Origin of the sequence: Telluria mixta, assembly GCF_029223865.1 — a bacterium.
In the GTDB taxonomy this organism is placed as follows: Bacteria; Pseudomonadota; Gammaproteobacteria; order Burkholderiales; family Burkholderiaceae_D; genus Telluria; species Telluria mixta.
Window position 1 is genome coordinate 7,268,918 of record NZ_CP119520.1, and the last position, 15,026, is coordinate 7,283,943.

Annotated in this window: 9 protein-coding genes; 5 read left to right on the forward strand and 4 right to left on the reverse strand. The window is 69.0% G+C overall.

What is annotated here, in order from left to right; translation table 11 throughout:
• The 4 genes from P0M04_RS31955 to P0M04_RS31970 are packed head-to-tail and all read left to right on the forward strand — an operon-like array spanning position 1 to position 5,507.
• The gene (locus tag P0M04_RS31955; protein ID WP_259452478.1) at positions 1-441 is read left to right on the forward strand and encodes a type 2 periplasmic-binding domain-containing protein; all 441 of its coding nucleotides are present in this window, start codon (positions 1-3) and stop codon (positions 439-441) included.
• Complete coding sequence (locus P0M04_RS31960; RefSeq protein WP_259452477.1) at positions 441-3,185, forward strand: bifunctional diguanylate cyclase/phosphodiesterase; 2,745 nt, start codon at positions 441-443, stop codon at positions 3,183-3,185. Before P0M04_RS31955 ends, P0M04_RS31960 begins: the two co-directional genes overlap by 1 nt.
• Positions 3,182-4,294, forward strand: coding sequence for a GGDEF domain-containing protein (locus P0M04_RS31965; RefSeq protein WP_259452476.1), 1,113 nt, complete (start codon positions 3,182-3,184; stop codon positions 4,292-4,294). The genes P0M04_RS31960 and P0M04_RS31965 overlap by 4 nt, the downstream gene beginning before the upstream one ends.
• A 58-nt stretch (positions 4,295-4,352) precedes the next feature.
• On the forward strand, positions 4,353-5,507 hold the full coding sequence (locus P0M04_RS31970) for a diguanylate cyclase (protein ID WP_259452475.1): 1,155 nt from the start codon (positions 4,353-4,355) through the stop codon (positions 5,505-5,507).
• Between the two features lie 6 nt (positions 5,508-5,513).
• Here the strand turns inward: P0M04_RS31970 and P0M04_RS31975 are convergent, their stop codons facing one another.
• Genes P0M04_RS31975 through P0M04_RS31985 form a run of 3 tightly spaced genes read right to left on the reverse strand, consistent with a single transcriptional unit; the run spans position 5,514 to position 11,658 of the window.
• A complete protein-coding gene (locus P0M04_RS31975; RefSeq protein ID WP_259452474.1) occupies positions 5,514-7,109 on the reverse strand; it encodes a glycoside hydrolase family 43 protein in 1,596 nt (531 codons plus the stop codon).
• Positions 7,106-8,584 (reverse strand): glycoside hydrolase family 28 protein, encoded by a 1,479-nt coding sequence (locus P0M04_RS31980; protein ID WP_259452473.1) that lies wholly within the window; start codon positions 8,582-8,584, stop codon positions 7,106-7,108. Before P0M04_RS31980 ends, P0M04_RS31975 begins: the two co-directional genes overlap by 4 nt.
• A gap of 14 nt (positions 8,585-8,598) precedes the next feature.
• A complete protein-coding gene (locus P0M04_RS31985) occupies positions 8,599-11,658 on the reverse strand; it encodes a TonB-dependent receptor domain-containing protein (RefSeq protein ID WP_259452472.1) in 3,060 nt (1,019 codons plus the stop codon).
• A 170-nt stretch (positions 11,659-11,828) separates the two neighbouring features.
• On the opposite strand from P0M04_RS31985, the gene P0M04_RS31990 reads away from it, so the two are divergent.
• Positions 11,829-13,943 carry a hypothetical protein gene (locus tag P0M04_RS31990; RefSeq protein ID WP_259452471.1) on the forward strand — a complete coding sequence of 705 codons (2,115 nt, stop codon included), beginning with the start codon at positions 11,829-11,831 and terminating at the stop codon, positions 13,941-13,943.
• Here the strand turns inward: P0M04_RS31990 and P0M04_RS31995 are convergent.
• Positions 13,940-14,794 carry a DeoR/GlpR family DNA-binding transcription regulator gene (locus P0M04_RS31995; RefSeq protein WP_259452470.1) on the reverse strand — a complete coding sequence of 285 codons (855 nt, stop codon included), beginning with the start codon at positions 14,792-14,794 and terminating at the stop codon, positions 13,940-13,942. The two genes, P0M04_RS31990 and P0M04_RS31995, sit on opposite strands and share 4 nt — an antisense overlap.
• Between the last annotated feature and the right edge of the window lie 232 nt (positions 14,795-15,026).

Sequence of the window (15,026 nt, forward strand, 5' to 3'; positions counted from 1 at the left end):
ATGGCGACGCTCAAGTATTCCCGCCTGCTGGGCACGTCCCTGCTGCTCGGCATCCTGGCCGGCGCGCCCGCGAGCGCGGCCGATCTCGTCGTGATCGTCTCCGCGCGCAATCCCGTCGCGACACTGCGCGCCGACCAGGTGGCCGCGATCTTCCTCGGCCAGTCCGTGCGCTTCCCCGATGGTACCGAAGCGGTGCCGTTCGACCTGCGCCTCGGCGTGCCGATGCGCGACGAGTTCTATGCGCGCGTCACGAACAAGACGCCCGCGCTGCTGAAGGCGCACTGGTCGAAGATGGTGTTCACGGGCCGCGGCCAGCCGCCGAGCGAACTGCCGGACAGCGCGGCCGTGCGGCGCAAGGTGGCCGACGATCCGGAGGCGATCGGGTATATCGAGCGGAGCGCGCTCGACACGAGCGTGCGCGCAGTCCTCGTGGTGCAGTGATGACGTCGCCCGCCGCCTCCGAACGCCGCCGTCCCCGCTGGCTCGCGCGCGCCCTCGAAACCCATTTTGCGCTGCCGCTGTTCGCCGTACTGCCACTGCTGGCGATCTGGGTCGCGACGTTCCACTTCATCGAAACGGAACGGCGCGCGGCCGTCGACGCCGCCCACGATGCCGTACGCGAGCAGCTCGACACGTACGAGGCCCAGGTCGCGCGCAACCTGAACGCCATCGACCAGACGCTAAAGGTCATCAAGTATTCCGTCGAACTGAACGGCACCCACGCCGCCCTGCCCACGCTGCGCGCGGAAGAGCTGCTGCCGCCCGGCCTCGTGTTCCAGGTGAGCGTGGCGGACCGCGACGGCACCATCGTCGACAGCAATCCGTCCGTGCCGACGCAGAACGTGTCGCGCGCCCCCTACTTCACCGTGCACGCCAACGGCACCGGCCACGGGGTATTCGTCAGCCAGACCGTCGGCGACACGGCCCGGTCCGAGCCGCACCTGCATTTCACGCGCCGCATCGAGGACGGCTACGGCCGCTTCGCAGGCGTCGCCATCGTCGAAGTCGACCCGGCCTATTTCACGAGCTCGTACGAACGCTCGCGCGCGGGCGAACTGGGCCTGCTGGCGCTCGTCGGCAGCGACGGCGTCGCGCGCGCCGTGCGGATCGGCGACAAGGTGTCGTGGGGCCAGCCGATCGCGCTCGACGGCCTTGGTGAGGAAGCCCTGGCCCCGCATCCGACGGCGCCGGACGGCATCGAACGCTATGCGGGCGCGCGCCGCCTGACGGGTTTCCCGCTCACGGCCGTCGTCGGCCTGGCCGACAGCGAACAGATGGCGCAGTACGAACAGCACTACGGCACCTACCTCGTCGGCGCCACGGCCGCGAGTTCGCTGCTGGTCGCCGTCGTCGCGATGATCAGCGCGTGGTCATGGCAGGTGGCCAAGGCGCGCCGGCGCGAGCGCCAGGCGCAGCAGACCTATGCGGCCGCGTCGGAAGCGAGCCCGGACGCGTTCTTCGTGCTGCGCAGCGTGACCGGCGCGGACGGTGCCATCGTCGACTTCCTCGTCGAGGGTTCGAACAGCCGCTCCGAACTCTTCACGGGCATCGCCAGCGAGGCGCTGCGCGGCCAGTTGCTGGGCGACGTGCTGCCCTATTACCGCACGAACGGCATGTGGGACCATCTCGTGCAGGTGGTGCTCGAACAGCGCGTCATCGAGGCCGAATGGCAGGCGACGTCCGGCCCCACGTCCGGGCGCTGGCTGCAGCGCCAGATCGTGCCCGTCGAAGGCGGCGCCGTGGCGATGGTGCGCGACATCACGGAGCGCAAGCTGGCCGAAGAGCGCATCCGCCACATGGCCCACCACGACGAGCTGACCGGCCTGCCCAACCGCAGCCTGATCCGCGACCGCCTCGACCAGGCCGTGCGCAACGCACAGCGCAACGGCGGCCACCTGGCCCTCGCCTTCGTCGACCTGGACGGCTTCAAGCTCGTCAACGATGGCCTCGGCCACAACGCCGGCGACGAATTGCTGAAGGTCGTCGGCTGCCGCATGCAGGCCTGCCTGCGCCGCACGGACACCCTCGGCCGCCTGGGCGGCGACGAATTCGTGATCCTGCTGCCGGACGCCGGCGAAAGCCCGCTCGCGCTGACGCCCGTGCTGGAAAAGATCCGGCAAGCCGTGACGGAGCCCGTGCAGATCGGCGACCAGGCCGTGCGCGTGAGCTGCAGCATGGGCGTCGTCGTGTACCCGCGCGACGGCGAGGACCCGAAGACCCTCATGATGAACGCCGACGCCGCGATGTACCGTGCCAAGGACCTGGGCAGCAATAACTTCCAGTTCTACACGCGCGAGATGAATGCCAGCGTCGAGGAAAAGCTCGTGCTGCTGGAGGACATGCGCAGGGCGCTGGACACTACGCTGGCGGACGACGCATGCGACGCGGGCGATGGCGAGGCCCCCGCCAACGACGCGCCGGCAGGCCGTTTCTACCTGCTGTACCAGCCGAAGGTCGACCTGCGCACGGGCCGCCTGTTCGGCGTGGAAGCACTGATCCGCTGGCGCCATCCGGAACACGGCATCGTGCCGCCGATGCGCTTCATCGGCCTCGCGGAAGAATCGGGCCTGATCGTCGGCCTGGGCGAATGGGTCGTGCGCACCGCCTGCCGCCAGGCCCGGTTGTGGCGCGCGGCGGGGCTGGATCCGCTCACGGTGTCCGTGAACGTGTCGGCGCGCCAGTTCGAGGAAAAGCGCCTCGTCGAGCGCATCGCCGGCGCCCTGCGCGACACCGGCCTGCCGCCCTGTGCGCTGGACCTGGAAGTGACGGAAAGCCTCCTGATGCGCGACCTGAACCAGGCGATCGAACGCATGCGCGAACTGAAAGAGATGGGCGTGACCCTGTCGATCGACGATTTCGGCACCGGTTATTCGAGCCTGTCGGCGTTGAAATCGTTCCCGATCTCGACGCTCAAGATCGACAAGTCGTTCGTGCGCGACCTGGCCTCCAGCTCCGACGACCAGGCGATCGCGCTGGCCGTGATCTCGCTGGGCCACCGCATGCACCTGCGCGTGATCGCCGAAGGCGTGGAGACGGTCGAGCAGCGCGACTTCCTGCTGGCAAACGACTGCGACGAGATGCAGGGCTACCTGTTCAGCCCACCGGTGCCGGCCGAGCGCATCACGGAGATGCTGCAGGACCAGCAACGCCAGCCGCGCGATGTTGCGCAACTGGTGAGGGCGTGAGCTTGATCTCCCGCCACGAAGCGGCGCGCATGCTGTTCGGCGCGGACCGCAAGCTGCACCGCATGCTGCAGTACTGGGCCGGCACCGCCGTCATGTACACCATCGTCATCGGCGTGATGTTCGGCCCGCGCGCGCTCGCCGGAGAGCCGCAGGCCCGTGCCATCTGCCTGTACGTCGCCGCGGGCGTTGCCGTGTTCTACCCGCTGGTGCGCATTGGCGTCCGCATCGGGCTCGCCCCGACGATCCTCGCGGGACTGCAGGGCGTCTTCAGCATCAGCTGCCACGTGTGGGGCTATTCGATCGCCGGGCCGATGCGCGGCGCGACCCTGGTGGGGCTGCCGGTCATCGTCGTCTTCTGCGTGTTCGCCCTGCGTCCGCGCCAGACCCTGACACTGACCGCCTTCAACCTGGCCGTCATGGGCGGCACGATGTCGTGGCTCGCAGCGCATGATCCGGTGCATTTTCCGCCGGCGGCGGAAGCCGTGAACTTCGTGTTCGTGGCGGTCGCCTCGCTTGCGGTCACCCTGCTGACCGGCGAAATGAGCAAGCTGCGCGCACGCCTGAAGACCCAGAAGGACGAGCTGCTGACGGCGCTCGACACGATCCGCACCCTGGCCACCATCGACGAGCTGACCAAGCTGACCAACCGCCGCCACATGAACGAGCTGCTGGCGCAGGAAGAGCGCCGTCGCGACGCCGCTCGCGGTCCGACCTGCATCGCCGTGCTCGACATCGACTTCTTCAAGCGGATCAACGACAGCTTGGGCCACGCGGCGGGCGACAGCGTGCTGCGCGACTTCGCGCACGCCACGCGCGCCGAGCTGCGCGAAGGCGACGCGCTGGCGCGCTGGGGCGGCGAGGAATTCCTGCTAATGCTGCCGAACACGACGCCCGCCAACGCCCGCGCCGTGCTGGAGCGCATGCGCGAACGCGTGGCGGCACTGGCGCCCGCGGTGGAGCCCTGCAGCGGCGCGGAACACCGCGTCAGCTTCTCGGCCGGCCTGAGCATCTGGCACCCCGACGAGCCCATCGTCGAGACGGTGAACCGCGCCGACAAGGCCCTGTACGCGGCCAAGGCGGCGGGACGCAACCGGGTGATCGAGGCCTGACGCCGTCAGTGCGTTAAAATCGTTCCCGATCTCGACGCTCAGGATCGACAAGTCGTTCGTGCGCGATGCCCTGCTCGCGAACGATTGCGACGAGATGCAGGGCTATCTGCATACCAGGATAGGGAGAGTCATGGAATTGCGCGCACGTGTCGTCACCCTTGCCATCGGCACCGACCCGAAACTGCGCCGAATGCTCACTTACTGGGCCGCGACTGCCACGCTGTACGCCCTGTTCGTGACCCTGCTGGCCGTCGAATCGGCCGCCGGCATGGTGCCATACCACGGCGTGCTCGGTCTCGGCCTGTACGCTGCGCTCGGCGCCTCGACCTTCTATGCGCTGGTGCGCGCCAACGCCCACCTCGGCCTGCGGCCGCACACCCTCGCCACCCTGCAAGGCCTGTTCGGCATCACCTGCAACATGTGGGCCTATTCCATCACGGGGCCGCTGCGCGGCGCTACCCTGATGGGGTTGATGGTCGTTGTCGTGTTCTGCACGTTCGCCCTGCGCCCGCGCCAGACCCTGCTCCTCGCCGTATGCGGCCTGGCCGGCATGGGCGCCACGATGTGGTGGCACCAGATGCGCGATCCGCTGCATTACCCGCCGCGGGTGGAGGCCGTCACGTTCGTCATCATGGCCGGGTGCTCGCTCACGGTAACCTTCCTCACAGGCGAGATGAACAAGCTGCGCGCACGCCTGAAGGCCAAGCGTGAAATCGTGGAAGCGGCACTCGTCACGATCCGTCTGCTCGCCACCACGGACGAACTGACGTCCGTGTCGAACCGCCGCCACATGAACGAATTGCTGGACGCGGAACAGGGGCCGGCGTGCGTCGCCCTGATCGACATCGACTTCTTCAAGCAGATCAACGACCGCCACGGCCACGCGGCCGGCGACGCCGTGCTGCGCGCCGTCGCCCACAGGTTGCGCGCGGGCCTGCGTCCCGGCGACGCGCTGGCGCGCTGGGGCGGCGAGGAATTCCTCATGCTGCTGCCCGCCACGTCCCTGGTCGAGGCCCACGCGTTCGTCGAGTCGCTGCGCGCCGGGATGGCGGACCTCGCCGTGCCGGGGCTGGATGCGCGCCTGCGCGTGACCTTTTCGGCCGGTCTCGCCGCGCGCCAGGACCGGGAGCCGTTCAGCGCCACCGTCAACCGTGCCGACAAGGCCCTGTACGCGGCCAAGGCAGCGGGACGCGACCGCGTGATCGGGGCGTGACTGCCTTCAGCGCCGGGTCACGCGGAACCAGTCGACGTCGACGTAGTCGCGCGTGATCAGGCGCGGGCCGCCGCCTTCCCGCGGCGCGTCGGACTCGGCCTTGATCCACGTGAAGACCGCGGGCCGGCTGCCCTTCCACCACGAGAACGGCGCCAGCTTCACCGGCGCGCCGGCGGCGCGGAAGTCGTCCGAGCCGTCGCGCGCATACGAAAACCGCACGGTCTGGTCTTCCGCCACGGCCGCGCGCAGGACGATTGCCTTGCCGTCGACCCTGCCCACCCGGGTCTCCACGCCGCCGTTCGCCACCGTCACGTAGTCCTGCCCATCCTCGTGCACGACGCCCACCCACGGCACGCCGACACCGAACAGCACGAGGCCCGCGCGCTGGCGTTCGCCCAGCCCCTTCAGTTCCAGCCGCGTCGTGATCTCGGACGCGGGTCCCTGCAGGATCTGCGTGAGGACATTGCGCGCGCCGACGAGGTACTTCGCCTCGTTGGCCTGCAGGCGCAGGTAGCCGGGCCGCTGCGCGAGGCTCCAGTGCGCGTCGTCCGGATTGTGGTTCCACGACCATTGCAGGCCCAGCGTCGCGGCAGAGAATTCGTCCGAGTCCTGCAGCCGGTCCGCGGGCACGCTGCGGCCCGTGTCCGGGACCGGCGCCTCGGTCACGGGCAGGCCCGCCCGCCCCATCTCCGGCCAGTCGTCCTTCCACACGACGGGCTGCAGGTGCGCGATGCGGCCGAACGCGCCCGTGCTGTTGAAGTGGATGAACCAGCCCTGGCCCGACGGCGTCTCGACCCAGCCGCCCTGGTGCGGGCCGTCGACGCCGTTCCCCGGCAGCAGGACCTTGCGCGCCTCGTACGGCCCGTCGATGCGGCGCGCGCGCAGCACGGCCTGCGGTCCGTGGCCCACGCCGCCGATCGGCGCGAAGATGTAGTAATACCCGTTGCGCTTGTAGACCTTGGGGCCCTCCAGCGTCGGCAGGTTGGCCTTGTCCTCGACGATCGTCCTGCCCGGGTCGAGCACGCGCGTGCCGTCCGGGCTCATCGCGTGCAGGATCAGCGGCCCGGCGCCGACTTTCGAATGGACGAGATACGCCTTGCCGTCGTCGTCCCAGAACGGGCACGGGTCTTCGTAGCCCGGACCGGAGATCACGGCGACGGGTGCGCTCCACGGCCCGGCGGGGTTAATGGCCGTGCTCATGAAGATGCCCTCGTCCGGCGTCGCCCAGTACACGTAGAACTTGCCGGCGTGCTCGCGCAGCGACGGCGCCCACACGCCGCGCGCGTAGCGCTGGCCCGTGACCGGTTTCGACGTGCTGTCCGTCAGCGTGTACGGCGGGACCATGTCGTAGGCCGGGTCGAACGGGAGCCGCGGCAGCACGTGGCCGGCGACGGTCCAGTGCACGAGGTCCTTCGAGTGCAGCACGGGCAGGCCCGGAGAAAAGTGGAAGCTCGATGCGACGAGCCAGTAATCGTCGCCGGAGCGGATCACGTCCGGGTCGGAATAGTCGGCGTACAGGATCGGGTTGTGATACGTGCGCACGGGTTCCGCGGCATGCGCGGCGCCCAGTACGACAGCGAGCAGGAAGACGAGTCGTTTCATGGTGTGCAGGGAGAGTCGGCGTCGGGGCCCGTCGACAGCATCGGGCGCGGATCGGGGCCGGTGGTGGTGAAGCGCACGCGCTGCAGGGTCAGGCCGCGCACGTGGCGCGTCCACAGGCCATGGGCCGGCATCACCGTGGAAAACATGTGCGGATCGGGATACTCGGCGGGCGCCTCGGGGATGTCCTGCTGGCGGATCGCCGGTTCGGTCGCGGCGTCCATCGGGAGGTCGACGTCGCGCAGCAGCACGTCTTCGATCGCGTGGCCCGGCACGCCCGTGAAGAACGAACCGCGCCTGCCGTTGTCGCTGCCCGTGATGCGGTCGAACACGATGCGGCGCAGCCGGCCCGGCTGCGGGCGCGCCTGTTCCGGCCGCACTCTTCCCCGGTCGCCCAGGCGCAGGAACAGCGGACTCTCGGCACGCACGATGCGGGCATCGTGCACGAGCACCCGCTCCACCGTGCCGCCGTCGACGGATTCCCACGAGATGCCGCCGTCGGCCTTGCGGCGCTTCATGGCCCGCATGTCGGCCGACGGTCCGCCCACCTCCACGTGGCGCACGAGCACGTTGCGGAAATCGCCCTGCGAGTCCGTGCCGAACTTCAGCGCATTGCACGTGCTGTACAGGCGGCAGTGCTCGACGAGCACCCGGTCGATCGGCCGCTGGCTCGCGCCCTTGAAGCACAGGGCGTCGTCCTCGGCGCTGATGAAGCAGTTGCGCACGATAACGCGGCGGCAGCCGTCGATGTCGATGCCGTCGTTGTTGTGGTTGGCCTGGTTTTCGACGTGGATGCCGTCCACGATCAGGTCCTCGCAGTTCAGGTAGTTCTGCATCCAGCACGGCGAATCCTTCAACCGGATGTCCGCGATGACGACCTGGCTGCAATCGAGCATGCGGATGACGAACGGCCGTCCCGGCGTCGCGCCGGTCGTTTCCTGGCCGGGGAAGTTGTCCGGCGTGCCGCGCCCGTCGATGAGTCCCTTGCCGCGAATGCCCACGCGCGTACAACCCTCGGCGAAGATCAGCGACTGGTTCATTCCCATGTTGCTGTCCTGGACCGTGGGCCGGCGCGCGCGCCGCTCGGGATAGTCGTCCAGGTCCGTGCTGGCCAGCAGGCGCGCGCCCTCCGCCACTTCCAGCATCACGCCGGAACGCAGGTCGATGGTGCCGCTGACGTAGTCGCCCTGCGCCAACCGGACCACGCCGCCGCCGGCCGCCGCGCAGGCGTCGACGGCGCGCCGGATCGCGGCCGTCGCGGGCTCCCCGGACCGCAGTCCGTACGACTCCGGCACGAACACCTTGTCCGGCACGGGCCACGGGCGCAGGGTGCGCGTGAGTTCCTCCGCCATCGCGTCGAGGTCGCGCCGCAGCGCGTCCGCCCACCCGGGCGCCGCGCATGCCGCGCCCCGCGCGGCGGCAGGCAGCAGCCACGGCGCCAGCAGCGCGGCCTGCAGCAGGGTACGTCGTTCCATCATCGTGCGGGTCTCCTTCACAGCTTGACGTTCAGGGTGACGAACAGCTGGCGTCCAAGCGTGTCGTACGTGGCCGGGATCGTGTTATTCGACGGCAGCTGCGACGAACCGAGGATCGGCGGGTCCTTGTCCAGCACATTGCGCACGCCGCCCGTCAGGTTGACCATGCGGCTGAATTCCCAGCCGGCGGTCAGGTCCAGCCAAGTATAGGACTTGATCTTCGGATTCGTCAGCGATTCCAGCGCGGGCGGGTTCGCGGCCAGCGCGTACGAATCCACCGTGACCGGCCCCGTATAACGCGCACGGGCGGACAGCAGCAGCGGTCCCCGCTTCATGCTGATCCTTGTCGTGCCCTTCCAGCGCGGCACCGGCTGGCCGCACGTGGCGCCCCACGTGCCCACGCAGCGGTTCTTCAGCGTCGGCAGGTCCTGGATCGGCGTGAACGTCAGCGCGTTCACGTACGTCCAGTTGGAATCGAGCGTCCACTGGATGCCGTCCCGCGTGAAATTGTAGTGGCCCGCGAGATCCACGCCGCGCGTCGCGATGCCGCCGATGTTGGCGTTCGTCGTCATCACGTACGTCGGCGCCGCGATCTGGCCCGTGATCGGATCGCGGTTGATCGCGCGGCAGTACACGCTGGCCGCATTGCGGATCGTGTTGTAGCACAGGTCCAGCACGGACTGGATGCCGCCGCCGCCCAGCGTGGAGATGGCGTCGTCGACGGTGATGCGGTACCAGTCCACGCTCAGCTGCAGGCCTTTCACCGACGGCGGCATGAACACGGCGCCGACGGTGACGGTGTGCGACGTTTCCGCCGACAGGTCCGGGTTGCCGCCGACGACCTGCGTGATGAACGGCGACGGCTGCACGGCCGGGTCGAACACGAGGTTGGCGGGCACGCCCGTCGCCTCGCACAGCACGCGCACCGCCTGGGTCTGCTGCGCCAGCGGCGCGCGGCTGGAGCACGGGTCGGTGGCCGTCGGGCCGTTCGTGCCCTGCCCGCCGAACAATTCGCCCACGTTCGGCGCGCGGATCGATTTCTGCTTCTGCGCGCGGAACGTCAGCGCGCGGGTCGGCGCCCATTCCGAGCCGATGGAACTGGTCCAGACCTTGCCGACCGAAGCGACGTCGTAGTCGGAGCGGCGGAACGCGCCCGATACCGACAGGCTCTTCGCGAACGGTTTATCCGCCAGCAGCGGCACGCGTACCTCGCCATAGACCTCCTTCACGGTCGTCGAGCCCTTCGTCGCGCGGGCCGCGTTCCAGCCGGAGACGTCGCCCGACGCGAGGAACACGTCCGGGCTGTAGGCGCTGTACGCGTAGCGGCGCTCGAAGCCCGTCGAAAAGTCGATGGCGCCGGCCGGCACGTCCATCAGCGACCCCGCCACGTTACCGGCCAGGACGTTCTGCTCCGCCGTGATCTTCGACTTCGACGCCACCGAGATCGCATTGGCGGACGCCTCCGTCAGGTTCTGTCCGAACGGATTCAGCACGGGCGCCGCGCCGTTCTGCGCCAGGATCGCGTTCTGGAAGCGGCTCAGCGAGATGGAGCCGGCCTGGTCCTGCGTCTCCGTCGTGCGCGCCTTCGTGTAGTAGACGTCGTATTTCAGGTCGCGCAGCCAGCGGTCCGACACGTCCGGCAGGCTGCCGCGCAGGCCGAGCGCGATGCGGTAGACCTGGTGATCCGTGTCCGCCACGCGTCCGCCCAGGTCGGAGAAGCGGCGGTTGTAGTTCAACACGGCGAGGCCGTCGCCCGGCGTCGTGGTCAGGCTCGACGTGCCGTTGGTGACGCGCGTCGTACCCGTCTCGCGCAGGTCCAGCTGGCGCAGCACCTCCTGCATCTGCGGGCTCAGGTACGGGTTGTTCGTATTGAAGAGGAAGTTCCCGCTGGCGCTCGTCGGGCCGATCTGCACGCTGGCCGAATTGCTGCTGAAGTGCGCTTCCATGTAGCCGGTCGCGCGGTCGCTGAAATCGTAGTGGGCGAACGCATTGCTCATCCAGCGCTTCTGCGGCGTGACCATGTACGACAGCGGGCCGAGGTCGTACGCGTCGCCCGGCGCCGCGTACGGACGCACCGTCCTGCCGGTCGGGTCGAAGATCGCGCCGAGCGTCGACATGTTCTGCAGGCCGGCCGCGATCAGCGCCGCATTCAGCGCCGGGTTCGACGCGGCGGAACCGACGACGGGCAGGTTGCCGATGCGCCCCGTCGGCACGTTCGACGAGCCGCTGAAGATCAGGCCCGGACGCCCGCCCGCCGACACACAGGTCTGCCCGGCCGGCACCGCGAGCGGCGTGCCGGGACGGGTGGACGACCACGACGACGCCGTCACGCAGCCGTCGCCCATCGACGGCAGCGCCCAGCCGCCACGTTCGCCGCGCGTAAAACCGTCGCGGTCCATGTAGTTGACGGAGACGACGACATTGCCCCTGCCCCCGCCGAAATTGCCGCCCACGGTGAGGTCGACCGAATCGTTCGGCGTGCGCGTGGGCTGGTCGACACTCCTCTGCGCGTTGATCTCCACGCCTTCGAAATTATCGCGCAGGATAAAGTTGACGACGCCGGAGATGGCGTCCGAGCCGTACACGGCCGACGAACCGCCCGTCACCGTCTCCACGCGTTTGACCAGCGCGGCGGGGACCGTGTTGACGTCGGTGGTGAAATCCGGGCCCGTGATGGCGAAGCGGCGGCCGTTCACGAGCACCAGGTTGCGCGTCGGTCCCAGGTTGCGCAGGTTGAGGGTCGACGTGCCGGACGGCTGGCCCGGCTGCACCGTGTTCGCCGTCGGGCTGCTGAGCTGGTTCGCGGTAAACTGCGGCGTATCCGACAGCATCACCTCGAGGTTCTGCGTGCCGGCGAGCCTGAGTTCCTGCGCGTCGACCGTCGTCACGGGCGTCGGGGCGAGGAAGCCGCGGCTGGCCAGGCGCGTGCCGGTCACGATCACCTTCGTTTCTTCGACCTTCGGTGCGTCCGCCTCCTGCGCGCTGGCGTGGCAGCCGAGGTTCGCCGCAATGAGCAGCGCGGACATCGTTGTCGTGTGGTGGGCGCGGGCCCGCTTGTGCTTGCGTCTCGTCTTCATGCCGTTTGTCCTTATGTGTTTTCGATGGCGTAAAGATGGTAGACAGCCGCCGCGAACAGGGTCAATCGGCGACCGCTCAGTGGACTGACCGAAAGGAAATCTGGTCAAAAACGTGATCACAAAGGGAAAAACGGGCGGTTATCATCGGCTGTCGCACCCCTGGAGACACCATGCCCGCCTTTGCCATCGCCGCCCTGCTGATTCTCGTGACGATCCTGCCCGCGCACGCGGCCGGCCGCATCGACCGCCAGGCCCTCGTCGCGCGCCATTCTCCGCACCTGGCGACGCCCGACCCATGGGCGCCGCTCAGCGTCGGCAACGGCCGCTTCTGTTTTACCGCCGACGTGACGGGCCTGCAGACCTTCGCGGATCACTACCGCGAACATGGCATCGGCCTCGAGACCCAGGCACGGTGGGCGTGGCACGAAGACCCGAATCCGCACGGGTACAGGCTCGCGGACGCGAACCAACCCTACACGGCGCACGGCCGGACGGTCGACTATCCGACCAGGATGGACGTGCCGGCCGCCGCCTGGCTGCGCGAGAACCCGCATCCGCAACCGCTCGGCCAGCTCGCGATCGCCTACACGCACCGCGACGGCCGGCCGCTCGCACTGGCGGACGTGGGCGCGATCGACCAGCGCCTCGACCTGTGGCGCGGCATCCTCACGAGCGCGTACACGATCGACGGCGAGCAGGTCGTCGTGACGACGGCCGCCGACCCGGAGCGCGACACGCTGGCCGTGCGCATCGAATCGAAGCTGCTCGCGCGGGGCCTGGCCGTGCGGCTGGCGCTCCCGCGCGGCTATGTCGGGGGCATCAAGCAGAACCCGCCGCTGGACTGGTCGCAGCCGGCATCGCACACGACGGCCGTCGTGACGCGCACGGATCGAACCCTCGTGCTCGCGCACGCACGCGACGGCTGGCGCTACGGCGTGGCGCTGCGCGCCTCAAGCCCCGTGAACATCGCAACACCGGCACCGCACACGTTCGAACTGCGGCCGGTATCCGGCCAGGTGCTCGAATTCACGCTGGCGTATGCGCCGAATGCGCCGGCACCGGATGCAGCGGACGTCTTCGGCCGCAGCGCCGCGCACTGGCCGACGTTCTGGCAGAGCGGCGGCGCCGTCGATTTCAGCGGCAGCACGGACCCGCGCGCGGCCGAGCTGGAACGGCGCGTCGTGCTGTCGCAATACCTCACGGCGATCCAGGCGGGCGGCGATTTTCCGCCGCAGGAAAGCGGGCTGACGACGTCCACGTGGTACGGCAAGCACCACACGGAGATGATCTGGTGGCACACGGCGCACTTCGCGCTGTGGGGGCGTCCGGCCTATCTCGAACGCGCACTCGACTGGTTCCGCGACACGTTGCCCGCCGCGCGCGCCATCGCGGCGTCACGCGGGCTGCAGGGTGCGCGCTGGCCCAAGATGACGAGTCCGCAGGGACGCGAGAGCCCCGGCGGCAATCCACTGATCGTGTGGAACCAGCCGCACCCGATCCACCTCGCGGAACTGCTGTACCGCGACACGCCCACGCGCGCCACGCTCCAGCGCTACCGCGACCTCGTGTTCGCGACGGCCGATGCGATGGCGTCGATGCTCGCGTGGGACGACAGGAACCAGCGCTCGGTCCTCGGCCCGCCGCTGTGGATCGCGCAGGAGATCCACGATCCGGCCGCCAGCATGAATCCGGCCTACGAACTGTCGTACTGGTCGACGGCGCTGGACATCGCGCAGCGCTGGCGCACGCGCCTCGGCCTGCCGCGCAACGGCGACTGGGACGAAAAGCGGCGCCACCTGTCCGCGCTGCCCGTCAAGGACGGCAAGTACGTCGCGCTCGAATCGATCCCGGACACGTGGGACGACGTCGCCAGCCGCCAGGACCACCCGTCGTTCCTGATGGCGCTGGGCCAGCTGCCGGGGGCCGGCGTCGACCGCGCCGTGATGGACCGCACGCTGGATGCCGTCCTCGCACGATGGGACTGGAAGGCGAAGATCTGGGGCTGGGATTATCCGATGATCGCGATGACGGCCGCGCGCCTGGGGCGGCCGGAAACGGCCGTCGACGTACTGATGAAGACGGGCGTACCGAACAACGGCTACACGGCCGCCGGGCACAATCCGAACACGGACTTGCCCGTCTACCTGCCCGGAAACGGCGCCTTGCTGGCCGCCGTCGCGATGATGGCGGGCGGCTGGGATGGCGCGCCCGCCGGGGCGGCCCCCGGCTTTCCGCACGACGGGACCTGGATCGTGCGGGCGGAGGGACTGACGCCGCTGCCCTAGGCCAGCATCGTGCACATCGCGCCCTGCAGGCCGAGGTGTGCACCATCCAGCGCGATGCAGTGCCGCTCCGGCGGCACCTCGGGCGTCACGACGATCACCTTCACGCCCGCCTGCTCCAGCCATTGCACGGACAGGTCGGCCACGTCGCTGTCCGTGATCACCGTGTGCACCTGCTTCAGGCTGCACAGGATCAGGCCCGCGCGGCGCGCGAACTTCGAGCTGTCCACCAGCACGATGAGCTTCTCGGCCTGGCCGATCAGGCGCTTCTCGGCGCGGATCAGCAGCGGATCGGTCTCGACGAGGCCCAGCATCGACAGGCCGGACACGCTCATGAACATCTTCGAGGCGTACTGGTCGCCCGTCGCATCGTTGTCGAACGGGGACAGTATGACGTTCTCGTCGCGGTAGACGGTGCCGCCCGGGATCAGCACTTCGTTTTGGCTCGTCGCCAGCAGCCGGTCGGCCATCAGGAACGAGTTGGTCATGATCTTGAGGCTGCGGTCCGCCAGGAAGTCGGCCATCATGAACGTCGTCGTGCCGCCGTTGATGATGATGGTTTCGCCATCGTCGCACAGTGCGGCGGCGTGGCGTGCGATGGCGTACTTGCGCGCGGCGTTGGCGCGCAGGTTGTCGGCAAAGGTGTCGTTGGCGAGCCCGCCGAGGCGCTTCTTCTGCGGGGACGTTTCGGCCCCGCCGCGCGTGCGGTGGATGAGGTTGCGGGCGGCGAGCCAGCTGATGTCGCGCCGGATCGTGGACGGCGATGCATCCAGCGATTCGACCAGCTCGTGCACGGTGGCCGCCTTGCGCTCGTCGAGCAGCTTGAGCAGGCGGTTGCGACGCTTGTTGATCATGGTGTCTCCTTCTCGATATCGAAATCGATCCGGCATGCGGCGGCCCCGTTTTTAGGTGGTGGATGGGGATCGACGCGTATCGCGTTCATCGTGCCCATGCCGGATCGCGGAAGACCATGATAGCGCACAACAAAGCTGTTAGGAACGCGCGATCGATATCATTTCGAGGCGCAGGAAGACACGCCGCCGCACTCGCGCATCAGTCAGGAAACGCTCAATGTTTTCGCAAACA